Origin of the sequence: Desertibacillus haloalkaliphilus (assembly GCF_019039105.1) — a bacterium.
GTDB classification, from domain to species: Bacteria; Bacillota; Bacilli; order Bacillales; family KJ1-10-99; genus Desertibacillus; species Desertibacillus haloalkaliphilus.
The window spans coordinates 92,104-117,639 of record NZ_JAHPIV010000004.1 but is presented as its reverse complement, the minus strand read 5'-3'; the positions used below and the strand labels follow the sequence as shown (position 1 = coordinate 117,639).

Genomic DNA, 25,536 nt, shown 5'->3' with positions numbered 1-25,536 from the left:
AGACATCAAAAAGATTTACCTTATCGAAGGTAAATCTTTTTGTAGTTGATTAATATTCCTCAATTACCCATGAGTGCTTAAATTCTACAGCCCCTTTGAGGGTCTGAGCAACAGGGCAATTTCGTTCAAAAACTGACAAAGCTCTTTCGGCAGCTTCCTTTTTGTCACTTGGAACTTTTACATCGTAATGACAGCTAATTTTCGTGATTTTTAATACGCCTTCTGGAGCTTCGATAGTACCTTGAACCTTTGCCTTAACATTATTTGTCGTTGGAATTTTACGCGCCTCCAGCGCGCCAGAAAGGGTTCCAACTAGTCAGCCTCCAGCAGCAGATACAATATGATCAAGCGTTGAAGGATATTCAATTTCAGGTTCAACCCCATAAAACTTTTTAACTCCACCATGCACGCCATATAATACTGGTTCATCGAATCCGCTTATCTTCGCTTGACGGATTTTATTAGCAGTATCCTTTTGTATTACTGTTATTTCGGTTAATTCAATTGGTTCATTCATTTAATCACCACCTTACCACCAGAATACAGAATAATCTGATTTTAATCAATTAATTCGGCTTTATGTATAGGTTATTTTTGGATATAAAAAATAAAGTGGAAAAGCATTATGAAAACTTTTTTGCAGTTACATTACAATAACTAATTTTCTATACTCTTTTTCGATAGACATCCAGCCTTCTAAAAAACTGTCCCAAAAACAAATAATCGATTAAAAGGAACCTTGAACAAAAACTCATACGCTCCCAAAACGGCGATATATTTGAATTCATTGTTCAAGATACTACAAAGTTAACAAAGGATACGAATACGAAAAGGATAGAAAAATGCTAGGTTCTAATTTTCAGCTACGGTTACTGTAAGATAAATTAAACAATTGAGTCATGGATTAAGAGGTTAAATTCAATAAAGAAAACATAAACATTACACTTAATATTAATCTTGGATGAAAAAATGGATCGCGGGACCAGAAATATACAATTGGAACACCAGATATTGTTATTTAGCACCGGATATTATCGTTAAATGTGGGGGAACGGTCGCAGTTAATGAACCTTATTAGCGGATTAGCAAGTTAGGATATGATTTTAAATTTTTTCTAGTTTACATAATATATATTATGAGATCCAATAAAAATCATTCATTTCCCGTCTCGTTTCCTAAGTATACTTAAGATAGTGAGACGGAAGATGAAATTATATGAGGTTATAAATAATAACAACTAATAAACCTATGGAAACAAAACCTTCGCCAATTGCTGATCCTGTTTTTGTGTAAAATGGTAAACGAATCATAGCTTTAATTGGATAAAATAATTGAATGCCTCTCGCTGTCATGGCATCTAGAATGAAATGACTAATCATACCGGCTGTTAACCCTACTTGAATTTCGCTACTATATGATGTCGGCAATTGACTTGTTATCCAATAAATCGCTAACAAAAATAATAAACTATGTGTAATCGTTCGATGACCAAATGCTTTGTTTAAAGGTTTTGATATCACTTTTAGTCGTCTTCCAATCATTGAATTCGGATGACAAATATCTGGTATCATTGAGCCGATGATTGCTGAAACGTAAAAAATCGTTGGACTGTCAATGTGAATGGTATGATACGTTGCTACTGCTGCAGCTAATCCACCTAGCAGATGTGTACTTCCCTTCATATTCGTTATTACTCCTTTGATGATCGTTCTTTATTGTTGTTTGTTTACATAATGTTTATGTGTAATAAATATGAAAAGATGAGTAGAAAAAATATCTACTCATCCTCCTTTTGTATCAGGTGTTTTCGTACTTCGACGACTTCCCCTGCTTTTCCTGAATCGATAACAAATGATCCATTGCTATAACGGTCTGCATTTTTCCATTCACTTGGGTTAACGTTTGTTGATGTGCCGTCTTTCATCACTAATTCGAAAGTTTCGTTTCCTTCAATCCTGTTGAATGCTACGATTCGGTGCGGATTTTTCTTCAATTCTCTTAGCATAACAAGACCGCGTTTAGCGCGACTTGATTTATCAAATTCATTGATTGAAATGCGTTTCACTGCTCCGCGCTGGGTTATGATAAAGAAGCCCGTTTTTTTATTTGCTGGGAACACGGCCCCATTGATGACATGATCTTCTTCTTTTAAATTAATTCCTTTGACGCCTGCTGCTCGTTGACCAACCATGTTTACTTCATCTTCACTAAACCATAATCCGTAACCTGCATGAGTGGCGATAAATAGATCTTGTTTACCATCTGTGACAAATACGTTCATGACTTCATCGTCATCTTTTAAACGGAGTGCAACCAATGCTTTTGAATAACGCTGTGCTTGGTATAATGACAGTTGTGAGCGCTTCACCATCCCGTATTTTGTGAAGAATAGTAAATACTCATCTTCCTTAAATTCTCTTACTGGAATGGCTTTTAAAATTTTAGAGTCTCGTTCAAGGCTTACCACATTTGCGACATGCTGCCCGTGATCCTTCCAGCGGATATCGGGTAATTGGTGAACAGGCAAGTATAAATAATTCCCTGTGTTGGTAAACAGCAGCATCGTATCGGTTGTATTCATTTCATATTGAGCGATTAAATAATCTTCATCTTTCATCCCGGGGTCCTCACCATTTGACGCGGTATACGACCGTAGACTTGTGCGTTTAATATAGCCATCTTTTGTAACGGTGACCATTACATCTTCTGATGGGACAAGAACTTCCATATTAATCTTAATTTCTTCAATTTTTTCTTTAATGACCGTGCGTCGTTCATCCGCAAATTTCTTTTTGATCGCTAGTAAGTCCTTTTTGATGACTTGAATAAGTTTGCTTTCACTGTTTAGGATGGTTTTTAACTTCTTGATTTGTTTCTCAAGCTCGGCAGCCTCTTCTTCTAACGTTGTAATATCGGTATTGGTCAGTCGATATAATTGTAAGGTCACAATGGCTTCTGCTTGAGCTTCAGTAAATTCAAAACTCTCAATTAAGTTGTTTTTTGCATCGCGTTTGTCCTTTGAAGCGCGAATCGTATCAATCACTTCATCGAGGATAGAAATCGCTTTAATGAGTCCCTCAACAATGTGCTCACGCTCTAACGCTTTGTTTAACTCATATTGTGAACGCTTCGTAACTACTTCCTTTTGGTGATCGACATAAGCTTTTAACAGCTGTTTTAGTCCAAGAAGCTGTGGTGTTTTGTTAAAGATAGCGACCATATTAAAATTGTATGTAATCTGTAAATCTGTGTTTTTGAATAAGAAATTTAAAATACCTTCAGCGTCAGCTTCTTTTTTGAGTTCGATGACAATTCTTAATCCTGTACGGTCGGTATCATCACGTACTTCAGCAATGCCATCTACTTTTTTATCAAAGCGGAGTTCATCCATTTTCTTTACTAGATTTGCTTTGACAACTTCGTAAGGAATTTCAGTAATAACTATTTGTTGACGCCCGCCTTTTAAGTCCTCGACCTCAGTTTTTGCACGAACAACAACTTTTCCTTTTCCAGTTTCATACGCTTTGCGAATACCGTCAATGCCTTGTACAATTCCCCCTGTTGGGAAATCAGGCCCTTTAATGACCTGCATCAGTTCATCTAAACTGGCTGACGGCTTTTCCATATGCATAATTGCTGCGTCAATCACTTCACTTAAGTGATGCGGAGGGATATCAGTGGCATATCCCGCTGATATCCCAGTTGAACCGTTAACGAGTAAGTTAGGAAACATCGCAGGTAAAACCACTGGCTCTTCTTGAGAATCATCGAAGTTTGGTATAAAATCGACCGTTTCTTTTTCTATATCACGTAATAGCTCAGAAGAGATTGCTGATAACCTAGCCTCCGTATAACGCATGGCAGCCGGAGGATCACCATCAACAGATCCATTATTTCCGTGCATTTCGATTAGACCTTTTCGTACTTTCCAGTCTTGACTCATACGAATCATTGCTTCATAAACGGATGAATCCCCGTGAGGGTGATAATTCCCGATGACGTTACCTACAGTTTTTGCTGATTTTCGAAAGGGCTTATCGGCCGTGTTGCCGTCCTTGTGCATGGCATATAAAATTCGTCGTTGGACGGGCTTTAACCCATCCCGTGCATCTGGGAGTGCTCGTTCTTGGATAATATATTTACTATACCTTCCGAATCGGTCCCCAATCACGTCTTCTAATGGAAGGTCTAAGTATCGATCTGTTTGTGCCAAGCTCTATTCCTCCTCCATGACTGAAAGATTTTCATTCTCTAAAATATTCGTTTCTTCTTCTAATCCGAAGGCTACGTGTGATTCAATCCACTTTCTTCGCGGCTCAACTTTATCCCCCATTAACGTCGTCACTCTTTTTTCAGCTCTAGCAGCGTCATCAATTTTGACGCGAATGAGTGTTCTTGTCTCTGGATCCATCGTTGTTTCCCAAAGTTGTGTGGCATCCATTTCCCCCAGACCTTTGTATCGTTGGATCGTATAGCCTTTTCCGACTTTTTTAATCGCATCTTGTAATCCTTCTTCATCCCATGCGTATTCAACCACTTCTTTTTTTCCGCTTCCTTTACTAATTTTATATAAAGGAGGCAGTGCAATATAGATCTTTCCAGCCTCAACTAGCGGGCGCATGTAGCGATAGAAAAAGGTTAACAGTAACACTTGGATATGCGCACCATCAGTATCTGCATCTGTCATGATGACAATTTTGTCGTAATTTATATCATCAACCGTAAAGTCCGCACCGACACCGGCACCGATCGTATGAATAATCGTCCGAATTTCTTCGTTTTTCATGATATCTTCGAGCTTTGCTTTCTCAGTGTTTATAACTTTCCCACGTAGTGGCAATACGGCTTGGAACTTTCGATCACGTCCCTGTTTAGCTGATCCTCCTGCTGAATCTCCCTCAACAAGGTAAAGTTCGTTGCGTTGCGGATTTTTCGATTGTGCAGGTGTTAGCTTTCCGCTTAAAAGCACGTCTTTCCGCTTGTTCTTTTTCCCACTACGGGCATCTTCACGTGCCTTGCGCGCAGCTTCGCGGGCTTGTGCTGCTTTTATTGCTTTTTTGACAAGCATCGTACTGATCTCTGGATTTTCTTCAAAGAAAAAGGATAACTTCTCTGAAACGACACCATCAACCGCAGATCTTGCCTCAGGCGTTCCGAGTTTCCCCTTTGTTTGCCCTTCAAATTGGAGCTTCTCTTCGGGAACTCGAATGGAAATAATCGCTGTAAACCCTTCACGAATATCTGACCCATCAAGATTTTTGTCTTTATCTTTTAATAAATTCACTTTTCTTGCGTACTCATTGACTGCTCGTGTCATTGCAGACTTCGCACCAGACTCGTGTGTTCCGCCATCCTTTGTACGAACATTATTAACAAAGGATAGAACGTTATCGGTGTAACCATCGTTAAATTGGAACGCAAATTCAACATCTATTTCGTTTTGTTCCCCGTTGAAAAAAACGACAGGATGAAGGGTTTCTTTGTCTTCATTTAAGTATTCGACAAAGGCTTCAATTCCTGTTTCATAGTGAAAAAGCTCTTTGTTTTCTTTGCCTTTTCGCTCATCATGCAATTCAATTTTTAAACCTTTTAATAAAAATGCAGCTTCACGTAAGCGCTCTGATAAGGTTTCAAAATTATAAACCGTTACACTAAAAATGGTCGTGTCAGGTTTGAAACGGATGGTTGTACCTGTCTTCTTCGTCTTCCCAACCTTTTCTAGTGTCGTGACAGGATGGCCACCATTCTCGAATCGCTGTCGATAAACGTTGCCATCTCGTTTTATTTCGACTTCAAGTGATTCAGATAATGCATTAACGACTGATGCGCCAACACCATGTAAACCACCGCTTGTCGCATAGCCGCCTTGACCAAATTTACCACCTGCATGCAATACAGTAAGGATGACTTCTGGCGTTGGCTTCCCCATTTTATGCATTCCAGTAGGCATACCACGTCCTTCATCACTGACACTAATGCTGTTATCTTTATGGATAGTTACTTTTATAAAATTACCGTATCCCCCTAATGCTTCGTCTACGGCATTGTCTACGATTTCGTAAACGAGGTGGTGCAACCCTTTGCTATCGGTGCTTCCGATATACATTCCTGGGCGTTTCCGTACCGCTTCAAGCCCTTCTAGCACCTGAATGGCATCATCGTTATAGTCAAATTGTTGTTTTGTAGCCACAGTAGAGACCCCTTTCAAACAAACGTACTTGTAGATGTAGCTCAAAAAGATCTTAGAAAAATCATGAATTTCTTTATCGAATTTTTGTTCATTCATGGTTTCTATAGCACCTTTTTGAACTAACTCTCATGAATATATTACCATAAAGGAACATTTGTTTCTATTGTTGTTCGTAGCTGAGTTTTATAGTATCTGCAGTTGCTGTCTTTAATTCATTGTATCTTTATTTTTTTGTTTCGCAACCTTTTTCCTTCATTTCGCGCAAAAGTGACAAAAGCCCCTAACATTTGGCATATATGTTAAGAGCTTTGTTAAACAGTTATTTTGTCAGGGCGTGTTCTACTTTTATACACCGATCCATGATACAAGTGATCTGGTTTTCTTTACAAATTTCATAGGCTTCTTCATGCTCTACTCCTAATTGTGCCCAAAATACGTCTGGTTTTATTTCCGCAGCTTCTTTTGCTACCGCGGGTAAATGCTCACTACGTCGAAAGACATTAACGATATCGACATGACCATCGATTTCTTTAAGAGAAGAAACGGCCTTTTGTCCTAATACTTCATCAACCATTGGATTAACAGGAATAATTTCATACCCTGCAGCCTGCATCGCTTCAGTAACCATATAAGACGTTCGTTCTGGGTTATTTGATAAGCCAACAACGGCAATTCGATTCGCTTTTTTTAGAACTTCCTTAATCTCTTCTCGGCTTGGGTTTTCAAATTCCATGGTAATACACTCCCTCGTTTAAATTGGTTATTTATACCTCTATTGTAAACGATTTCACAAATTGAGCAAAGGAAGTTGCTTGAGATTTGCGTGGTGACAACTGTCACTGCATCTACTGTGGTTATGTACTATTCTTTCAGTAACAAAACACAGAGGAGGTGCTAGTAATGGCAAAAGGGAAAGTGGTGGAGTTAGATGTGCGTGAAGATCTTAAAAATAAGATCGAGCCGTTTCAAAAAATTATGAAAGCTGTTAAATCATTGGAAAAAGATGATACCTTTATCTTACACACAACATTCAAGCCAAAACCATTGCTCTCACTACTTAAGACTAAAGGATTTACAAATGAAGTAGAAAAAATAGACAACAATTATTATGTAACTACCTTTAAAAAGAAGAAAAAGCGTTTCTCTTTCTTTAAGAAAAAAGAAGAAGACGCACAGAAAGGTCAATTATCAGATTCAAGCCATGATCCTAGTATAAGCCTTGGTGATCATTATTATATAGATAATCGTGGTCTAGAGCCACCACAACCAATGATTCGCACGTTATCAAAGCTTGAAAAAATGTCTGACGATGAGACATTAAAGATTAGAAATGATCGTGTACCAGTATTTTTAATTGAAGAATTGGAGCAACTTGGCTATAAGCACTCCCACATTGAGTGTCAGGATGGGTCTGTCGAAATTACGATTGTCAAAAGAGAGGGATAACGATCATGGGAACTGCAGCAAGTGTACAGAACACAACATTGATGACTGACTCTTCCAGGCAAAACTTTTATTTACCATTTTCATTTATGATAACGGGTTTTCTATCATTACTTATTTTTTCGATCCTGCTTTTGTTTGCCGGTGGTCTTTTTCATACGAGCGGAGTGCGACAGGTGTCGACAATCGCAGCCGTTCACTTGTTTGTGTTAGGTTGGGCGACGATGTTTGTCATGGGAGCTGTCTATCAGTTAGTCCCTGTGGTGACTCAAAATGAATTGTTTAGTACGAGATTAGGGATGGTTCATTACTTTTTATATACAGCTGGAAGTATCGGGTTACTGATCGGATTTTTCGAATTTAACACGGTAACGCTAATCATCTCGGGAGCCCTAGTGATTATTGGGACACTCTTATTTATTAGTAATATTTTACTGACCATTTTTAAGACGAGGGCATGGAATCCAATTCTTTTTGCAATGTATAGTGCACTCTTTTATTTATTGTTAACGATTATTTTCGGATTTTTGATGGTTATCAATTTTCAATATCCACTGTTTGGTGATATCCATTCATCTCTTCTTGCATCGCACATTTGGTTTGGCTTTATTGGCTGGTTCCTCTTTTTAATTATCGGTTACAGCTTCAAAATGTTGCCGATGTTTTACCTGTCACATGGTTATCCGGAGCGTTTGCAAAAGTGGATATTAGTATTACTACACGTCTCACTACTAACGATTACTTCAAGCTTCTTTATGCCTGTTTCATTTAGTCTAACGTGGGTAGGATTGTTCTTATTGTTAGTGATCCTTGTTGTTTACCGACTGCATATAAAGCAGATCATTTCTAAGAAATTTAAGAAGAATCCTGGGAAAGGAATTGCGTTAACGGTAAGAATTATCGATTGGTTCATCATCATTAGTGCAGGTATTTTAGTAGTTTTAACTATAGATACACATCTGTTTTCCAACCTAACATTCTTAACTGTAATCTCGGTGCTTTATTTATTAGGGTGGGTAAATATAACCATTTTAGGTTACACCTCAAAAATCATTCCATTTCTTTGGTGGACGTTTGCTTTCGGTAAACGAGTGGGTAAGGAAAATGTTCCGTCTCTTCATCAATTAATTGATGAAACGAAAGTGCAGCGTCGACTAGTATTGATGGCCATTGCTGTTATTGTTTTGGCTATTGGAATTGCGTTGCAACTAACCACAATTATAATGATAGGACAAATTAGTTTGGCTTTAGTAACGATTTACTTTTTAATACATCTGTTGGCTGTGTTTACGTATTCTTAATAGCAATTTTGTCGGGAGGGATTTTAAAATGGCAATGACAAAAGAACAGGTATACGAGAAATTAGAAACGGTGATTGATCCAGAACTTGGTGTTGACGTTGTAAATTTAGGGTTAATCTACGGTGTGAAGATTGATAATAATGACATTATCATCACAATGACGCTTACAACACCTGGTTGCCCACTACACGACATGATGAAATCAGGCGTTCATTCTGCTGTTGAATCCTTACCAAATGTCGGGGCAATTCAAGTTAACATCGTGTGGGAGCCGCAGTGGACACCAGAAATGATGAGTGGTAAAATTCGTGATCAATTTACTTAAATGAAATAGGAAATAAGTCATCCTCTAGGATATATCATAAACTCCTATAACCTGGTTAAACTAATTTAAATAAACTGGGTAAGGGGTTTATGTATGACAGGTTCCTTTTCTAAAATATTATTTAAGATTCGTGCGAGTTTTTGGTTTATTCCGAGTTTTTACGGAGTATTGGCCTTTGTGTTGGCCGTCGTTTGCTTTTTGATTGATGTGTCCGTACCTTCAATGGGTCATGCCCAGTGGATGCGTGATTGGTTATTGACCGATATTGCACTTGCACAAACTCTTTTAGGAGCAATTTCTGCTTCTTTACTTACAATGACGACAATCACGTTTTCGTCAATTATGGTTGTTTTAACGACGTACCTATCACAATTTTCACCACGGACGTTACAAGATTTTATGATGGACCATAGTACACAGCGAGTATTAGGGGTTTTTATTGGCGGTTTTATTTATTCTACATTGTTGTTACTTTTGCTACGTGAGCGGTATGATGATGATGCTCTGTTTATCTCACCTGCCCTTGCTGTGGTGGTTGCGTTTATTTGTGTCGGTTTTTTCGTCTTCTTTATTCACCACGTTGGGAACTGGATACAAGTTAGTAATTTAATCCACCATATCTGTGCTGATACGATAAAATCTATTGACAAGAACTTTAATGAGGAAACTCACAACCATAAAGATGCTCCGTGGGAAGATTGGGAAAGTGAAGAAATTACACAAATGGAGCCAAAAGAAATTCAGTCAATCGTTTCTGGTTATTTACAACTCATTGATATTGAAGACCTGGTTGAGAAAGCGAAAGCTGATAACTGTATTATAAAACTAGAGAAAAGATTAGGAGATTATGTCGATAAAGGGTCGACGTTGTTATTGTTATATAATTTGGAAGGGAATAAAATTGAGACGGATTACCTAACGTTTTTTAGTTTCGGTAGTGAACGAGCGACCATTCAAGATGTTGAGTTTGGGATAACAAAGATTGTTGAAATTGGACTTCGGGCACTTTCTCCAGGCATTAATGATCCAAATACGGCGATTAGCTGCATTCGACAATTAGGGAAAATCTTAGCAAGATTGGGTAATAAAAATCTCCATCGTTCTTTTTTTAATGATGATAAACGAAGTCTCCGTCTCATTATTGAGCAGCCAAGCTTTTCTGATTACTTATATAAAAGTTTTTACCAAATTAGACAATATTCAAGTGAAGATATTTCTGTCCTCGCAGCAATTATCGAAGCCTTACAAGTGATTGCTGAGCAAAATAATGGTGAGATAAAAAAAGAAATTTGGGACTTTAGCCGATATATATTAGAAGCTTTAGATCACCAACTGCTATTAGAACTCGATCGTAACTATATGAATCGTAAGCTTGAGCGTTTGGCACAACGAACTGGCTTTCAAAAGGATTTCATTCCGATCTAATCGAAGGAAAGAGAAACAGGGTCTGTCCGATAAGTGGCTCTTATCTCATTTTTGTACATGTTGATAAATGAAGCAACTGAGATAATCACTACTTGCTTTAGGACAGGCCCTTCTTAATGTTTATTCATTAAATGGATATTGAACAAACGGTCGTTCATGGTCATTTTTCTTCTCCTCATTATTGAGCTGTTGATAAACGATGTCCAATTGTTTTTTGGCTAATTGTAATGCCTCCTGATCGTTACCATTCGATATCACTAGCGTAAGTTGTTCAATGGCTTCTGTTAATCCTACAATCGTTTGTTTAAGAGTCTCAGCTTCACTTATATTGCTTTTCTTTGTTGTAGCTAAAATATCATTCACTGTCTCTTTAATCTGCTTGATCGTCTTTTTATTCACCTACCCCATCCCCTCTCTTAGCTTTTTATGTTTATATGACTGAGGGGGGGGATTTATGAGTTCTAGCTAGGGTCAATCGATTATTTACGGTAATACATCAATCTGCCGTTGACGTTTTCTTTTACGCACTCATTTTTGTGATATAAATATTCGAGGTGTGCCATCGTTTCCCCTATAGCAAAATTCATTTCATGGACTGTAAGCTCCTTTCTGAACAATTGTTTAGATGCTTCTAGAACCGTTACCTCAGATGTCAAAATCTCTAGTGTTCGTTCCAATCGCTCATCATGGTGAGCGATGATCTCATCAATTCTCTGATTAGCATGATAAAATGGTTCACCATGAGAAGGAATGACATACGAAGCATCAAGTTGTTTTATTTTCTGTAACGATTCAAAGTAATTAGCTAATGGATTATCTAAGCCATAAATGGTACAAGAGATATTTGGCGTAATTTTTGGAAGAATGTGGTCAGTTGATATAAGAACATCTTTTTCCTTATTATAAAAGCATACGAGACCACTTGAATGTCCCGGTGTAAAAATTACGTCATATGCGAGTTCACCAATGACAACCTTCTTATTTTCTTCAAAATAGTAATCTACTCTTGGTTGAGGTGTGACACGCGAACGGAAGTTGGTTGAATTATCTGCCAACTGAACCAATAGGTCCTCTCCAACACCACATAGTTCAAAAAATACTTTTGTTAAACCAGTCGATTCATCGTTTAAAAATTTATCCGCTAGTGCAGTATCAACCTCCGACATCCAAACAGAAGCTCCGGTTCGTTGTTGTAGCTCGCCCGCATATCCATAGTGATCAGGGTGATAATGTGTGATGAATAGTTTTTCAACCTGTTTATTGCCAACATATTTTTCCCATGTCATGCGTGATTGATCATTGTTTAAGCCTGTATCAATAATGGTTAGGCCTTTTTCATTTTCAGCAAGGTAACAATTGACATGATTTAGTCGAAACGGCAAGTCGATAGTCACTTTCGTTAATCCTAATTGATTTAGCATACGTCATCCTCCATAATTATCTACTAGGTCTTTTTTGAGATGTTTTACTTGTTTTTTACCAATGCATCAAGTGCATGATGATAATCGTTTTTCAGTTCAGTAATAATGTCAGCCACTGGCTTGACATCTTTAATTGTGGTTACCCCTTGTCCGGCAGACCAAATATCTTTCCAAGCGTTTGCTTTAGGTTTTGATTGATCCATTTCGGAAAAGTCTATGTCTTCCTTTTTTTGCAGATTCTCCGGATCTAGGCCTGCTTTTTGAATACTTGGGATTAAGTAGTTAGCATTGACACCACTAAACGCATCTGTATAAACTAGATCTTCGAAAGTGGAATCGATCAGCATTTGTTGGTAATCATCGCTCGCAAAGCTTTCTGAAGCTGCGATAAATCGCGTACCCATGTAACTAATGTCGGCTCCTAGCGCTTGACTGGCAAGAATATCTTGACCATTGGTGATTGATCCAGCTAATATCGTTATTCCATCCCAAAACTGTTTGACAGCGCTAATGAATGCGAATGGGTTTGTTGTACCAGCATGACCTCCTGCCCCGTTACAAACTAGGATCAGCCCATCGACACCTGTGTCAGCAGCCTTTCTAGCATGTGCCAGGTTAGCAACATCTGAAAAGACAAGCCCTCCATAGTCATGGACGATCTTGACAATAGGTTTTGGATTACCTAGAGATGTGATAACGATGGGCGGTTGATATTTTTTAATTAGCTCTAAATCTTCTTCAAATCGTTTGTTTGACCGGTGTACGATAAAATTTACAGCCCATGGCGCCACACGGCGACTAGGTTCCTCGGATTTAATTTGTTCAAGTTCAGTCGTAATTTGTTGTAACCAATCTTCTAAAATAGCTCCTGTTCTAGCATTTAATAGTGGAAATGAACCTATGATTCCTGATTTGCAGCTTTCGATAACTAATTTAGGGCTAGATATCAAAAACATCGGTGCAGCAATAACTGGAATTTCCAGTTGCTCAGTAAGTTGTTGAGGTAAGGTGTTTTTCATCCTAAATCTCCCTTCTAACTTTAAGAGTAAGTGATCAACACGACGGTTATGAATGACACTTATAAACCACCATTCATTGGTCATTGATTTGTAAGATGATTCAATAGAAAATAACAAAAAAGCACAAAGATCTAGTCTAAAAAAAATGTTGTGCTTATAGTCTCCGTTATATGACGACGCCACCATCAATACTTAGAATTGTTCCCGTAATAAAACGAGCTTCATCAGAAGCGAGGAAGGCGTAGCCATTTGCGATGTCTTCTGGTGTGCCGAGGTCTTGTAATGGTGCTTTGTCCTTCATCATATCAAGTACATGTTCGGGCATTTTTTCGGTCATTGGAGTCAGGATAAATCCAGGTGCGACCGCATTCACACGAATCCCGTATTTTCCTAACTCTTTTGCCCATGTCTTAGTCATGCCATTTACGCCCCATTTTGCAGCAGCATAGTTTGTCTGACCGAAATTCCCGTAAGAACCAACAATGGACGAGGCATTTAAAATGACGCCTGATTTTTGCTCTTTCATCACTTTAGCAGCAGCTTGAGTAACGTTAAATACACCTTTTAAATTGACGTTAATCACATCATCCCACTGCTCTTCACTCATCTTTAATAATTGAGAATCAGCGGTAATCCCAGCGTTATTGATAACGACATCAACTCTACCAAACTCTTTAATTATTTCATCCATTAGCTGCTCAACTTGTGGACGTTTGGTAACGTTTACACATTTTGCAATTGCTTCAGAACCATTTTCTTTTAGTTCCGCCACCGTTTGATGACTATCTTCTTCTTTTAGATCGACAACAACTACTTTAGCACCTTCGCTTGCAAACTTTTTTGCCGTGGCTGCACCAATTCCGCGTCCGGCACCTGTAATAATTGCAACTTTATCTTGTAATCTCATTGGTCTATCTCAACTCCTTTATTTCTTTTCATAACGGTAAAAGGTTCCTGAGGTTACGCACAATGTTTCGTTTTGCTCGTTCGTTATCACACACTCTAGGAAAGCTACTTTGTATCCATTTTTACTATAGCGGGCAGTGGCAAAAATCTTCCCGTCGCTTACGGTTTTGAAATAAGATGTTTTCAGCTCTAGAGCGACATATGGAGCATCTTTAAATTTAAAATTTAAATGACCCATAGCAGTGTCAGCTATATACGTATAGATTCCCCCGTGAACAGTTCCAATCGGGTTTAACATAGGTTCAGTAACTGGACATTCGACGGTGCACGTTTGTTCATTCTCTCCATAAATAAAGTTGAAATCTAGAAGATGAAATAAAAATAAGTTTTCCGGTTCTAAACGCTTATGATCCAGTGCTGCTTTAGTTTTTTGTATCAAATCTTTTTCTGTCATTACCTTTCCCCCTTTTCATTCTTTTGGGCCATAGGTTGGCCGTTACTATCTCATACTCAGTTATCTTCTTTTATCTGCTCATATTGAACGTGGAGATCTTTAATCGCAGCAGTTAGTGCGTTAACTGCTTTTCCACGATAATGTTCTTGAATGAGTTGGATGGGTTGATCAACTCCATCAGTTAAGCTGATCCCTTGTAATAATTGTCCGATAAAATCTCGGCCGTGATCCGTCGCTAGAGTACATGACGCATCGACAATGACACCATACCTCTTATCAACCTCCGCTGTGATTGTTAACGTATCAAATACACTTTTGGCGGCCATCCCTTGTGGTAATCTAGCGTGACCAGCAATAAAATAAAGGTTCGAAATCATTATGAACTCCTGCCTTTCAGATGTTTGATAGATTTTTATAGTTAGATCATTTATGTTTAGCTTGTGGAAATAGTGTTAAATCAGGTGGTGAGACCATATGTTCGTTGTGTGGCTAATTGTCCAATACTATAAAAGAAGATCTGTTCTCTTCTCTAGCAAAATAATTGGGATACTATATTGGGGCAGTCATAAAAGATACCCTTTTCGGACTGCCCCCTTACTTTTTGTATGTGTTACCGTTTGGTAAACCCTTGTCTCTTCACATAATCATTCATATACATCCGCTTCGGATTACTTAGCATATTTACCATTTGATCTGTCCAATTATCTTGCCGCTTCCCATTTGTACGCTCTGCATAATAGTTGGAAATAATCGCATCATATTCACTGAGTTGTTTCTTGTACGTGACGAGATCTTGTTGGTACTCTTCCTGATGATAAATGTGATTACGTGGTAAACGTGGCTTCTTTTCTGGTGATTGTGATGGGTAGCCAACAGCAAGACCGAATAACGGGATCACATGTTTTGGTACACGCAATAATTCACCAACTTCCTCTAAGTTATTGCGAATACCGCCAATGTAGCAAATACCAAGACCCATTGATTCAGCAGCAACAACTGCATTTTGGGCAGCTAAAGATGCATCAATGACCGACACCATAAATTTTTCTGTACTTTCTAGTGACTCGCTTAGGTCGATCTCTTTACTTTCAGCAATCACCTGATGACGATATAGGTCAGCACAGAAGATGAAAAAATGCCCATTTTTAGCTACGTACGTTTGGTTACCGGCAAGCTCAGCAAGCTTCTCCTTCTTTGTTTGGTCAGTGATACCAATAATTGAATACGCTTGAATAAAGCTTGAAGTAGATGCAGCTTGTGCACTTTCGATTAGCGTGTGAATTTGTTCCGCACTTAAAGGTCGGTCTTCAAAGCTACGAATCGAAGTATGTTCCATGAGTGTGTTTATTGTTTCGTTCATTAGATCATCCCTTTCTTTTTTTCTTGCAGCCACAATAATCAAATCTTCTACGAAACGACTTCCGTTTCCTTTTTAATTAAAGACTTTTCTAAAATTTCTACAATATCAAGAGTTGAAATGTCATCTTCAACTTCTTTTGCTTTCGTACCGTCACTTAACATCGTTAAGCAATATGGACAGCCGCTTCCGATCATTGTCGGATTCGCTTCAAGTGCCTGTTCTGTTCGTGCCACGTTAATACGCTCACCAGCATCTTCTTCTGTCCACATCATGCCACCACCGGCACCACAGCACATCCCGTTTTCACGGTTACGGTCCATTTCAACGATGTTAACGCCTGGGATCGCTTTTAAAATCTCACGAGGCGGCTCATACACTTCATTGTAACGACCTAAATAACAAGAGTCATGGTATGTGATTGTCTCATTGACTTCATATTTCGGTGTGATTTTACCTTCTTTAATGAGCTTATCAAGCAGCTCTGTATGGTGATAGACTTCAACGTCCTCTAACCCGAATTCAGGGTACTCATTTTTAAACGTATTGTATGCATGCGGATCGATTGTCACGATCTTTTTCACTTCGTTCTTTTGGAACAATTCAATGTTTGCCGTCGCAAGCTCTTGGAATAAAAATTCATTCCCGATACGTCGTGGTGTGTCCCCTGAGTTCTTCTCTTTGTTACCAATAATCGCAAAAGAAACACCAGCTTCATTTAACACTTTCGCTAAGGACTGTGCGACTTTCTGACTTCGTTTATCATATGAACCCATTGAGCCAACAAAGAACAAGTATTCAAATTCTTCGCCTGCTTTTTTCGCTTCTTTAATCGTTGGCACGTGGATGTCATCGCGGCCGTCTCTCCAGTTTTCGCGTTCTTTACGGCTAATCCCCCAAGGGTTGCCTTGACGCTCGATGTTCATCATCGCACGTTGTGCCTCTTGGTCCATTTTTCCTTCTGTTAAAACGAGATAACGACGTAAATCAATAATTTTATCAACGTGTTCGTTCATCACTGGACATTGATCTTCACAGTTTCGGCACGTCGTACATGCCCAAATTTCTTCTTCTGTAATAACATCACCGATCAAGCTAACGTCATAACCGGCGGCAGCTTCTTCACTTCCAGCCCCTTGCATCGCCAGTTGGTTGCCTTTCGTATGGTTAAAGGCGAATGCTGGCATCCATGGTGAGCGTGACGTGACTGCGGCTCCTTTTTCTGTTAAATGATCACGCATTTTGACGATTAAGTCCATCGGTGAAAGCATCTTCCCAGTACCTGTCGCTGGACACATATTCGTACAGCGCCCACATTCCACACAGGCATAAAAATCAAGCAACTGCTTTTGGTTAAAGTCTTCTACTTTCCCAACACCAAATTCTTCTTTTGTTTCATCTTCAAAATCAATCGAAGCAAGCTGACCGACCTTGTGCGTACGTCCAACGAAGACGTTTGCTGGACCTGCAATTAAGTGCGCGTGCTTAGATTGTGGAATATAGACGAGGAAAGTAAGTAAGAATAATAAGTGCATCCACCAGAAGACAAAGAAAAGTGCAGCAGCAGCTGTCGGACCAATCCCTGCAAATACACTGGCAATCGCAGAAGCGACTGGTTCGAACCCTGTTAGCGGCTTATCAAGCCAAATCTTCTCCATCCCCTTGGCAAATAGCTTTGAAACCATTAATCCACCAATAAAAATGAGAACAAGACCGCTCTTCCAGCCTCGCTTTAAGCGGACAAGCTTTTCAATGTAACGACGGTAAAAGGCCCATACAACGGCCACTAAAATCATTAATACAACAATCTCTTGGAAGAATGTGAAATATGGATAAACCGGACCGAGTGGCAAGTGAGACCCAACCGCTAGCCCTTTCCAAATCACATCAATCGCACTAAATTGTACGAGTAAGAATCCGTAGAAGAACATGACGTGGATCGCTCCACTCTTCTTATCCTTCATCAGTTTCTTCTGTCCGAAGACATTTACAAGTACTGCATCCCAACGTTCCTTCATCGTATGATCGAATTCAACTTTTTGCCCGAGTTTAATGTACTCATAACGAGTTTTCACTAACGAGGCAAATAAGAAGATCGCATAGGCAACGATGGCTAGGAATGCAATAAGGTTAATCAATGGTAAAAGTTCCATTTAGTATCATTCCTTTCATTGAATTTCGTATCCCTAAATAAATATCTATACAAAATTGAAGTAGAATGCTAGCTATATGTCACGAAAAGGACCTGCGGTTTAACCATTGGCCACCATCCATTGTAATGCAATCGCCATTGATAAAGTCAGCTTCAGGCTGAAAGAGGAAGTGTGCGAGATTAGCAATTTCTTCTGGTTTCCCTAAGCGTTTAGCAGGGATACTGTTGATTGTACGCTGATAAGCTTCCTCTGTTGGCCACAGACGCTCGGCACCACCAGTATCTTCAATCGGTCCTGGTGCGATGGCGTTGACCCGAATGCCGTATTTACTCCCCCATTCGGCCGCTAATGTCCTTGTCATCGCTAAGACGCCAGCCTTTGCACTTGCTGAATGGACGACACCAGTCCCTGCTGTCCAAGCATATGTTGCCATCATATTAATGATGCTACCTTGTTGTCCGTTTTTGATCCATTCCTTTCCAACCGCTTGGCTGCAATACCATGTGCCGTTCAGAACAATATTGATCACTGTATCCCACCCATTCGTTGATAGGTCTTCAGCAGGGCATATAAAGTTTCCGGCAGCATTGTTGACGAGAAAATCAATCTGACCAAACGCTTTTTTGGTTTCATTAATCATTTGTTCAACTTTTTCAGGCTCGCGAACATCCATTTCAATTGGCAGGATGTTACTTGAGTCCGTCTCCATTTCCTGTTTTGCTTGCTCTAATCGGTCAAGACTGCGTCCCGTGATCACAACCGAGGCGCCTGCAATGGCAAACCTTTTGGCGATTGCTTTGCCGATGCCGCTGCTAGCACCTGTAACAATGACAACTTTATCTTTCATTCGCTATTCCTCCTACTTTTACGTGTTTAAAATAAGCAAAGACAAACAATGCAATGATAGCTAAGAGTACTAACAACAAATAAGCATTACTGAACGAAGCGTCAGTATCGTTCCAAAATAAATTAACAGCTATGGTGTTAGTTGCACTCATATCGAGGATTTTCCCCGATACGGAAACACCTGTTGCTCCACCAAAAAACTGTAATAACTGAAGAATGCCAAATCCTGAAGGAAAGTCTTCTTGAGGTAAAAAACTTGATAAGAAGTTCGGTAACCCCATCGTAATACAAGCAAAACCGAGACTTGATAACAGGTAAAAAAATAAAATCGTCCACTCCGATAGATAGCTAAAGCTAGAAAATAGGAATGCTCCGATTAAAATTGAGGTAATTCCTGAGCCGATAATTGTAACAACGCCTATAGAATCTAGCGCCTTCCCTAACAAGATCGAGATAAGAGCCGAGCAGATCGCTCCTGGGAAGATAAGTAAACCTATTTTAGCGACTGTGACTGCATGAATGGTTGCTAATAGCAGTGGACTAATAAATAACACTGAAAAATTAATAAAAAATACTAAAAATCCAATCATGAGAATCGTTACATACGGTTTCGTTTTTAATAGTGCTGGTGCGATAAATGGATGGTCCACTCGGTTGATGTGGCGCCAAAACAATAGTATGGAAAGGATCCCGAATATAAACCCGACATTTTCCGTCGTGATAAAAAGTAATAATGATATCGCACCTAGACAAAGATAGATAAGACCAAAGACATCAAAATGGTCACGCTTCGTGGATTCCTCTGGTATATTGAGACGATAGATCGGAATCATTAAGACACCAAGCAGGCTGATCGCAAATAAAAACATCCAGCCGAAATATTCGGTGAGTAAACCACCAAAAAGCGGACCTAACCCAAATCCTAACGTGGAAGCAGCAGCAATTTTACCCATTGCTGCTCCCTTTTGTTCAGCTGGTATATAGCGTGTGACCATGATCATCCCTAGTGCAGAGATTGAACATGCGCCTGCTGCTTGCAATAGTCTAGCAATTAGTAATAAATAATAGGCATTTGCTACCATGCCAATCACTGAGCCTATCCCTAGTAAACACAATCCAATAGTTAGGAGACGCTTAATAGGATAGATTCCAGATAACCTGCCGTACAACACCGTTCCGATTGCAAAAACAACGGAGTAACAAGTCACAATCCAAGACGCAAGAGTCGCACTTAGTTGAAAGTGAGATGAGATCGTAGGAATTGCAATATTGAACATCGTTGTATTCATAACCGTGATTAAAACGTTTAAAAATAGGGCGATATAAAATAGATTTTCATTTTTTATGAGCTTTTTCGCACCTAATTGCTGTGGTTGTACAGTTTCCAATGGAATAACCTCTTTCCTATCAAACCTAGCTTATTGCCTTCGTGCTAGGGGTAGTCGTTATAAATGAGCACCACCATCAACAAGAATTGTATGTCCAGTAACAAAGTCGCTTGCACTAGATGCTAAATAAAGTGCAGCTCCTTTTAACATATTTTCGTCGCCAATTCGTTTGAGAGGGATGTTGGAAGTAATCGTATCTCCTCTATTCTCAAGGACGGCTTTTGTCATTTTTGATGGGAAAAAGCCTGGTGCAATTGAGTTCACATATATTCCGTGGTGAGCCCATTTTCTTGCAAGGTCTTTTGTGAAGTGAATAACGGCTGCTTTACTTGTACTATAACCAATTGCGTTAAGTACTTCGGGTGGTTCAGCTTTGACGCCTGCAACGGATGAGATGTTAATAATTTTACCTGATTGATTTTCGATCATATGCTTCCCTACTTTTTGAGACATTAGAAATGTACCCTTTACATTAACATTCATCACTTTATCCCACGCATCTACAGGCATCTCTTCTACATCTGCACCCCATGTGGCCCCGCTATTATTCACTAAAACATCAATTTTTCCAAATTCTTCAATTACCTCCTGGACAACTCGGTCGACATCCTCTTCATTCGTTACATCACAGGCAAAAGCTTTAGTTCGAACTCCTTTTTCTTTTAAAGCAGCGGCAGTATCTTCACAGTTTTCGAGCTTTCTCGAACAGACAATAATGTCACACCCTGCATCTGCGTAAGCCTCTGCCATTTGTTTTCCTAATCCTCTTCCTCCACCTGTAATTAGGGCTACTTTTCCAGTTAAATCAAATAATTGAAATACAGACATTGTTTGTTCCTCCTCTAATGAACCGGTTAGATTTTTATTATTTTAAAATTCAGAAATACACATAAGCTATTGTGGCTAGGTTGTTCAATGTATGGGGTTACAAAGGAGGTATGTGGCCTCCCTTGTTTATGAACCCGTTTGTTTTAAATTCGTATCTAAAGCCCCGTTAGACGACTTTTGTAACATCTGCATAATAACAATAGATGCTATTAAGCCAACCCCAATAAGGTCAGTGAGAGTACCTTGAGCAACGAGCAGTAATGCTGAGAAAAGCAACATGATCCGCTGTACAATTGGTGTTTTCGTAATTAAATACCCTTGAATAAAGGCAGCGAAGGAAACTAAACCAATGGTACAAGTGAACACACCAATGATAATTTGTAGTGTACTTCCTTCAAGGATCATCGCGGGATTATATACGAGCATATACGGTAATATAAATCCTGCCAAACCAATTTTCAAAGATTGAAAGGCTGTTTGTAATGGGTTACCACCAGCAATACCTGCTGTTATATAGGAGGTAATCGCAACTGGTGGTGTAATACCTGAAAAGATCCCAAAATAAAAGACAAAGAAGTGAGCAGCGATGACTGGAACATCCATTTGAACGAGTGCCCCTGCTCCAACCGTTGCTAAAATAACATAGGCAGATACCGTTGGCATTCCCATCCCTAAAATAATAGAAGCGATCATAATTAATAGCAGTAATGGTAACAATTCACCACCAGATAATTCTACTGCCATTCTAGAAAATCGTGTTCCTAATCCGGTCATGATCACTGCACCTGTAATAATACCAGCAGCCGCACATGCCATCACCGTTGGAATAGCATTACGTATACAGCTATCCAGTGATGCTAGTAAGTCCATGAAGTTCATTCTCGTTTCTTTTTTAAATAAACTGATAACAAGGATCGTAATGATCGCCCATAGGCCTGCCATAATTGGACTATACCCCATAATCATCATGGCAATAATGACAACTAGAGGGGAGATTAAATAACCTTTTTTAAACATAACTTCCCAAAAGTTAGGGAGTTTTTCTTTAGGGAGTCCTTCTAATCCCTGCTTCCGTGCTTGAAGGTAAATCACGACACCAGCAACGAAAAAGAATAAGATGGCAGGGATTAGTGCATAACCAGCAATTTGGATAAAAGGTATCCCTGTATACTCAGCCATAATAAAGGCTGCGGCCCCCATGATCGGTGGCATGATTTGACCACCTTGAGAAGCGACTGCTTCTACTGCGCCAGAAAATGTACGCGAATAGCCTACCTTTCTCATTAATGGGATCGTGAATGAACCTGTCATGGTAGCATTAGCTGCACCATTTCCTGTAATAGTCGCCATTAACCCACTAGATACAACTGAAGCGAGTGCAGGTCCACCCCTCATTCTTCCAGTCAATGCAAATGCAAATTCAATAAAGAACTGCCCTGCTCCTGACTTTAGAAGTAATGACGCAAAGATCAAGAACAAAATTAATACTGTTGATGCAATGTAGATCGGATCTGAGAAAATTCCATTTGTAGAAACAAACATTGTGTCGATCATTCTTCCATAGCTGAACCCTTGATGAGCCATTAAACCAGGAAACCATGGCCCAATGAAGATATACATCCAAAAGAATAACGTTAAGACCGCCATGGCAGTTCCAATCGTTCTGCGTACACCTTCGATAATTAATAGGATCATTAGTGTACCGAGCGTAAGGTCAATAAAGGAAGGATTCCCTTGGCGATACATAATATCAGGATATACAAAGAATGAAGAAATCAGCAGGATCCCTGATAACAGTAACGGAAGTAGATCGAAAATGGGGTGCATTTGTTTGTTGCCCTTTTTGTAAGGGATATAACTAAAACAGAGCAGTAACGCAATGGACGTAAACACTGCACGGTGCTGCCAGCCTGGAAGGCTAGTAAACGCTGCACTATAAATGATGTAGAGAGCTAAGCCAATTGAAAAAATAGAAAGTAATAAACGCCATGAACGATAGATGGAAGACCAGCGATCAGGGTTATAGATTACCTTTTCTATATTGGTTGTCATTGTTTCTTTTTCAAGAGAAAGGTCTATTTTTTCATGATCAGCTTGACCTGCTTTTCTATCCTTTGTCATTTGAATGCACCTCCATATCTATAAAAAAGATTGAAATGGGATAGAATAATAGAGGAAGAAAACCTCTATTATTCTGCCACACCAATTTCTTGATAATAACGTAAGGCTCCTGGGTGTAATGTGTTTTCAGGATCGTAAACTTCTGAGTATCCAACTTCTGGGTCAAACCATTTGCCTCGTGTTGGTTGCTCTTCATTGATTCGATCTAGATTTTCCCATAGTGATTTGGTCATTTCATAGACAACTTCCTCATCCATGTCTTTATTTACAATTAGTAATGCCATTGTGACTACGGTAGAAATATCTTCTGTTTGATTTTTATACGTATTGGCAGGCAAGTCCATATCAATCGTATAGCCATAGTCTTCCTCGTCTAGTTTTTGAAGGACATCATCTGGTATAGAAATGAGACGAACAGGTCTTGTTGAGTCGATCTCTGATAATCCTGTTGCGTTAGGTGCCCCGCCTTGAACAACCATATCGATAAGGCCGTCACGAAGCTGGTTTAGTGCATCTCCATAATTTTCAAAGGTTACTCTTGAGCCACTTTCTTCTAGGTCCTCAAATTCATAGCCCATCGCGCGGAAAACTCTTTGCGCTGTTTGGGCACTCGCGTCTCCATGCTGTCCTGGTGCGAGATGACCGCCTTGTTCAATAAAATCTTCTAGGGTTTCGATAGAACTGTTATCTAATACAGCAAAATTCCACCAGTTTGGATATAGTGTTCCAATTGCCATAACATTTTCTTGTTTGTCATCTTCAAAGGCACCAATTCCTTGTCTAGCATCAGCGAAATCAGATGCAAATGCAATTCCTGATTGTACGTCTCTTCCTGAATTTACATCGCGAATGTTCCCGATCGCTCCACCCTCAACAACAGTCATGTTCATACCTTCAATTTCATCCATCCAAATGTCTGACAAAAGGACTGATAACGGATACCATCCTGAAGCGGTAGGTCCACTAATGTGCGATTGGAATAATCCAGATGAAGAACCTTCACTACTACCACAAGCAGAAGTCAACAGAGCTACGATTGAAATTGAAATTGATAAAATAAATAATTTGACTTTCATACTGCACCTCCAATATTTTTTCCTTCTTTACAAGATTGATGATAGTTAATGCTTCTGTTAGCTCTGAAGTTGTTCGATCATAATGGCCATACCCTGACCTCCACCTACACAAAGGGTGGCGACACCATATTTTTCATCTCGTTTGAGCATTTCATAAATTAGAGATGTAACGATTTTACAACCTGTTGCACCAAGTGGGTGACCTAATGCAATCGCTCCTCCATTGACATTGACTTTATCAATATCTAATTTTGCTTCGCGGATGACCGCTAATGCTTGGGAGGCAAATGCTTCATTTAATTCGATTAACCCGACCTCTTCAATCGATTTACCTGTTTTTTTCAGTAGCTTTTCTAATGCAGGTACAGGACCAACCCCCATCACTTCTGGTGAAACGCCTGCTGTGGACCAATCAACGATTCTAGCTAGTGGCTTTACTCCAAGTGACTTTGCTTTTTCTGCTGTCATGAGGACAACGGCTGCTGAACCATCATTTCTTCCACAGGCATTTCCAGCAGTGACTGTGCCATTTTGACGGAAGGCTGGTTTTAGTTGTGCGAGCTTTTCGACCGTTGTCTTTGGTCTTGGGTGTTCATCGGTATCAAACAAGAAGCTGTTTTTTCTTTCCTTTACCTGTACAGGGATGATTTCATCTTTAAATCGCTCATTTTCAATCGCCTTAGCCGCTTTTTGTTGACTTAAAACGGCAAAAGCGTCTTGATCTTCCCGAGAAATTTGGTATCGTTCGGCAACATTTTCTGCGGTGATTCCCATCCCTAAGTGGCTGCCGAAGATTTCTTGTGGTTGTTGTCCATTTTCAACGTTTGAATCAACAATGGTTGGATTGCCTTCACCAAAACGAGAATTTCTTAAATAGATCGGTGCCTTACTCATACTCTCCGTCCCACCAGCGACGACAATGTCTGCTTGGTTGGAGATTATTTGTTGTACCCCGGATGTAATCGCTTGCATACCAGAGGCACATAAACGATTGACTGTAAAAGCAGGGGCCGTTTCAGGTACACCTGCACGTAAGGCAGCCACTCGTGCAACATTTGATGATTCAGTTGACTGACGAACCTCTCCTAAAATAACTTCATCAACTTGTTCGGGGGATATTCCCGCGCGTTGAATCGCTTCCTTGATTACGGTTGCACCTAATTCACCTGAATTTATATCCTTTAGGGAGCCGCCGAAGCGGCCCACAGCTGTGCGGACAGCACTTACAATGACGATTTCATTACTCATCCTTGCTCTCCCTTCATTAAACTCTTTTAATGGAA

General features: G+C 39.5%; 23 protein-coding genes and 1 pseudogene. 4 read left to right on the top strand and 20 right to left on the bottom strand.

The genetic code is table 11. The annotated features are described in order from the left end of the window. Positions 1-49 precede the first annotated feature (49 nt). The 6 genes and pseudogenes from KH400_RS26890 to KH400_RS05835 all read right to left on the bottom strand — a co-directional run. Positions 50-295, bottom strand: a pseudogene (locus KH400_RS26890) (OsmC family protein); the annotation flags it as partial. Between the two features lie 21 nt (positions 296-316). Continuing rightward, positions 317-517: a hypothetical protein gene (locus tag KH400_RS05855; RefSeq protein ID WP_217222859.1), complete on the bottom strand. Its 201-nt coding sequence runs from the start codon at positions 515-517 to the stop codon at positions 317-319. A gap of 694 nt (positions 518-1,211) precedes the next feature. Beyond that, positions 1,212-1,682, bottom strand: coding sequence for a metal-dependent hydrolase (locus KH400_RS05850; RefSeq protein ID WP_217222857.1), 471 nt, complete (start codon positions 1,680-1,682; stop codon positions 1,212-1,214). Between the two features lie 95 nt (positions 1,683-1,777). Continuing rightward, a complete protein-coding gene (gene parC / locus KH400_RS05845; RefSeq protein ID WP_217222855.1) occupies positions 1,778-4,213 on the bottom strand; it encodes a DNA topoisomerase IV subunit A in 2,436 nt (811 codons plus the stop codon). A 3-nt stretch (positions 4,214-4,216) separates the two neighbouring features. Further along, on the bottom strand, positions 4,217-6,190 hold the full coding sequence (gene parE, locus KH400_RS05840; RefSeq protein WP_312889058.1) for a DNA topoisomerase IV subunit B: 1,974 nt from the start codon (positions 6,188-6,190) through the stop codon (positions 4,217-4,219). A gap of 319 nt (positions 6,191-6,509) precedes the next feature. Continuing rightward, positions 6,510-6,923 (bottom strand): CoA-binding protein, encoded by a 414-nt coding sequence (locus tag KH400_RS05835; protein WP_217222852.1) that lies wholly within the window; start codon positions 6,921-6,923, stop codon positions 6,510-6,512. A 167-nt stretch (positions 6,924-7,090) separates the two neighbouring features. On the opposite strand from KH400_RS05835, the gene KH400_RS05830 reads away from it, so the two are divergent. From KH400_RS05830 to KH400_RS05815, 4 genes are all read left to right on the top strand, one after another. After that, a complete protein-coding gene (locus KH400_RS05830) occupies positions 7,091-7,636 on the top strand; it encodes a DUF2249 domain-containing protein (protein WP_217222850.1) in 546 nt (181 codons plus the stop codon). A gap of 5 nt (positions 7,637-7,641) precedes the next feature. Continuing rightward, complete coding sequence (locus KH400_RS05825; RefSeq protein WP_217222848.1) at positions 7,642-8,934, top strand: heme-copper oxidase family protein; 1,293 nt, start codon at positions 7,642-7,644, stop codon at positions 8,932-8,934. A 28-nt stretch (positions 8,935-8,962) separates the two neighbouring features. Next, the gene (locus KH400_RS05820) at positions 8,963-9,259 is read left to right on the top strand and encodes a metal-sulfur cluster assembly factor (protein WP_312889057.1); all 297 of its coding nucleotides are present in this window, start codon (positions 8,963-8,965) and stop codon (positions 9,257-9,259) included. 93 nt (positions 9,260-9,352) lie between these two features. Next, complete coding sequence (locus tag KH400_RS05815; protein WP_217222847.1) at positions 9,353-10,684, top strand: DUF2254 domain-containing protein; 1,332 nt, start codon at positions 9,353-9,355, stop codon at positions 10,682-10,684. A 120-nt stretch (positions 10,685-10,804) separates the two neighbouring features. On the opposite strand, the gene KH400_RS05810 is transcribed toward KH400_RS05815, so the two are convergent. From KH400_RS05810 to KH400_RS05745, 14 genes are all read right to left on the bottom strand, one after another. Next, complete coding sequence (locus KH400_RS05810; RefSeq protein ID WP_217222845.1) at positions 10,805-11,083, bottom strand: hypothetical protein; 279 nt, start codon at positions 11,081-11,083, stop codon at positions 10,805-10,807. An 80-nt stretch (positions 11,084-11,163) separates the two neighbouring features. Then, positions 11,164-12,105 carry an MBL fold metallo-hydrolase gene (locus KH400_RS05805; protein WP_217222842.1) on the bottom strand — a complete coding sequence of 314 codons (942 nt, stop codon included), beginning with the start codon at positions 12,103-12,105 and terminating at the stop codon, positions 11,164-11,166. A 44-nt stretch (positions 12,106-12,149) separates the two neighbouring features. Continuing rightward, positions 12,150-13,124, bottom strand: coding sequence for an NAD(P)H-dependent flavin oxidoreductase (locus KH400_RS05800; RefSeq protein WP_217222840.1), 975 nt, complete (start codon positions 13,122-13,124; stop codon positions 12,150-12,152). A 166-nt stretch (positions 13,125-13,290) separates the two neighbouring features. After that, positions 13,291-14,031 (bottom strand): 3-oxoacyl-[acyl-carrier-protein] reductase, encoded by a 741-nt coding sequence (fabG, locus tag KH400_RS05795; RefSeq protein WP_217222837.1) that lies wholly within the window; start codon positions 14,029-14,031, stop codon positions 13,291-13,293. Positions 14,032-14,049: 18 nt separating this feature from the next. Beyond that, positions 14,050-14,484 carry a PaaI family thioesterase gene (locus KH400_RS05790; RefSeq protein ID WP_217222835.1) on the bottom strand — a complete coding sequence of 145 codons (435 nt, stop codon included), beginning with the start codon at positions 14,482-14,484 and terminating at the stop codon, positions 14,050-14,052. 56 nt (positions 14,485-14,540) lie between these two features. After that, positions 14,541-14,861, bottom strand: a complete 321-nt coding sequence (locus KH400_RS05785) for a DUF3870 domain-containing protein (protein WP_217222833.1) — start codon at positions 14,859-14,861, stop codon at positions 14,541-14,543. A 233-nt stretch (positions 14,862-15,094) separates the two neighbouring features. Then, on the bottom strand, positions 15,095-15,844 hold the full coding sequence (gene nfsA, locus KH400_RS05780; RefSeq protein ID WP_217222831.1) for an oxygen-insensitive NADPH nitroreductase: 750 nt from the start codon (positions 15,842-15,844) through the stop codon (positions 15,095-15,097). A 47-nt stretch (positions 15,845-15,891) separates the two neighbouring features. Next, positions 15,892-17,994, bottom strand: a complete 2,103-nt coding sequence (locus KH400_RS05775; RefSeq protein ID WP_217222829.1) for a heterodisulfide reductase-related iron-sulfur binding cluster — start codon at positions 17,992-17,994, stop codon at positions 15,892-15,894. 79 nt (positions 17,995-18,073) lie between these two features. Beyond that, positions 18,074-18,841, bottom strand: a complete 768-nt coding sequence (gene fadH, locus KH400_RS05770; RefSeq protein WP_217222827.1) for a 2,4-dienoyl-CoA reductase — start codon at positions 18,839-18,841, stop codon at positions 18,074-18,076. After that, on the bottom strand, positions 18,831-20,228 hold the full coding sequence (locus tag KH400_RS05765; protein WP_217222825.1) for an MFS transporter: 1,398 nt from the start codon (positions 20,226-20,228) through the stop codon (positions 18,831-18,833). The genes fadH and KH400_RS05765 overlap by 11 nt, the downstream gene beginning before the upstream one ends. Positions 20,229-20,285: 57 nt before the next feature. After that, positions 20,286-21,056 carry an SDR family oxidoreductase gene (locus KH400_RS05760; protein WP_217222823.1) on the bottom strand — a complete coding sequence of 257 codons (771 nt, stop codon included), beginning with the start codon at positions 21,054-21,056 and terminating at the stop codon, positions 20,286-20,288. Positions 21,057-21,182: 126 nt separating this feature from the next. Next, entirely contained in the window at positions 21,183-23,177 is a 1,995-nt protein-coding gene (locus tag KH400_RS05755) for a TRAP transporter permease (RefSeq protein ID WP_217222821.1), read from the bottom strand. Between the two features lie 68 nt (positions 23,178-23,245). Continuing rightward, positions 23,246-24,253 carry a TAXI family TRAP transporter solute-binding subunit gene (locus KH400_RS05750; protein ID WP_217222819.1) on the bottom strand — a complete coding sequence of 336 codons (1,008 nt, stop codon included), beginning with the start codon at positions 24,251-24,253 and terminating at the stop codon, positions 23,246-23,248. Between the two features lie 57 nt (positions 24,254-24,310). Next, on the bottom strand, positions 24,311-25,501 hold the full coding sequence (locus KH400_RS05745) for a thiolase family protein (RefSeq protein ID WP_217222818.1): 1,191 nt from the start codon (positions 25,499-25,501) through the stop codon (positions 24,311-24,313). Positions 25,502-25,536: the final 35 nt, after the last annotated feature.

What these genes read in the sequence shown, in the direction of transcription:
- KH400_RS05855 (WP_217222859.1), bottom strand. Translation starts at nt 517, where the DNA reads ATGAATGAACCAATTGAATTAACCGAAATAACAGTAATACAAAAGGAT.
- KH400_RS05850 (WP_217222857.1), bottom strand. Translation starts at nt 1,682, where the DNA reads ATGAAGGGAAGTACACATCTGCTAGGTGGATTAGCTGCAGCAGTAGCA.
- KH400_RS05835 (WP_217222852.1), bottom strand. Translation starts at nt 6,923, where the DNA reads ATGGAATTTGAAAACCCAAGCCGAGAAGAGATTAAGGAAGTTCTAAAA.
- KH400_RS05830 (WP_217222850.1), top strand. Translation starts at nt 7,091, where the DNA reads ATGGCAAAAGGGAAAGTGGTGGAGTTAGATGTGCGTGAAGATCTTAAA.
- KH400_RS05825 (WP_217222848.1), top strand. Translation starts at nt 7,642, where the DNA reads ATGGGAACTGCAGCAAGTGTACAGAACACAACATTGATGACTGACTCT.
- KH400_RS05820 (WP_312889057.1), top strand. Translation starts at nt 8,963, where the DNA reads ATGGCAATGACAAAAGAACAGGTATACGAGAAATTAGAAACGGTGATT.
- KH400_RS05815 (WP_217222847.1), top strand. Translation starts at nt 9,353, where the DNA reads ATGACAGGTTCCTTTTCTAAAATATTATTTAAGATTCGTGCGAGTTTT.
- KH400_RS05805 (WP_217222842.1), bottom strand. Translation starts at nt 12,105, where the DNA reads ATGCTAAATCAATTAGGATTAACGAAAGTGACTATCGACTTGCCGTTT.
- KH400_RS05800 (WP_217222840.1), bottom strand. Translation starts at nt 13,124, where the DNA reads ATGAAAAACACCTTACCTCAACAACTTACTGAGCAACTGGAAATTCCA.
- fabG (WP_217222837.1), bottom strand. Translation starts at nt 14,031, where the DNA reads ATGAGATTACAAGATAAAGTTGCAATTATTACAGGTGCCGGACGCGGA.
- KH400_RS05790 (WP_217222835.1), bottom strand. Translation starts at nt 14,484, where the DNA reads ATGACAGAAAAAGATTTGATACAAAAAACTAAAGCAGCACTGGATCAT.
- KH400_RS05785 (WP_217222833.1), bottom strand. Translation starts at nt 14,861, where the DNA reads ATGATTTCGAACCTTTATTTTATTGCTGGTCACGCTAGATTACCACAA.
- nfsA (WP_217222831.1), bottom strand. Translation starts at nt 15,844, where the DNA reads ATGAACGAAACAATAAACACACTCATGGAACATACTTCGATTCGTAGC.
- KH400_RS05775 (WP_217222829.1), bottom strand. Translation starts at nt 17,994, where the DNA reads ATGGAACTTTTACCATTGATTAACCTTATTGCATTCCTAGCCATCGTT.
- fadH (WP_217222827.1), bottom strand. Translation starts at nt 18,841, where the DNA reads ATGAAAGATAAAGTTGTCATTGTTACAGGTGCTAGCAGCGGCATCGGC.
- KH400_RS05760 (WP_217222823.1), bottom strand. Translation starts at nt 21,056, where the DNA reads ATGTCTGTATTTCAATTATTTGATTTAACTGGAAAAGTAGCCCTAATT.
- KH400_RS05755 (WP_217222821.1), bottom strand. Translation starts at nt 23,177, where the DNA reads ATGACAAAGGATAGAAAAGCAGGTCAAGCTGATCATGAAAAAATAGAC.
- KH400_RS05750 (WP_217222819.1), bottom strand. Translation starts at nt 24,253, where the DNA reads ATGAAAGTCAAATTATTTATTTTATCAATTTCAATTTCAATCGTAGCT.
- KH400_RS05745 (WP_217222818.1), bottom strand. Translation starts at nt 25,501, where the DNA reads ATGAGTAATGAAATCGTCATTGTAAGTGCTGTCCGCACAGCTGTGGGC.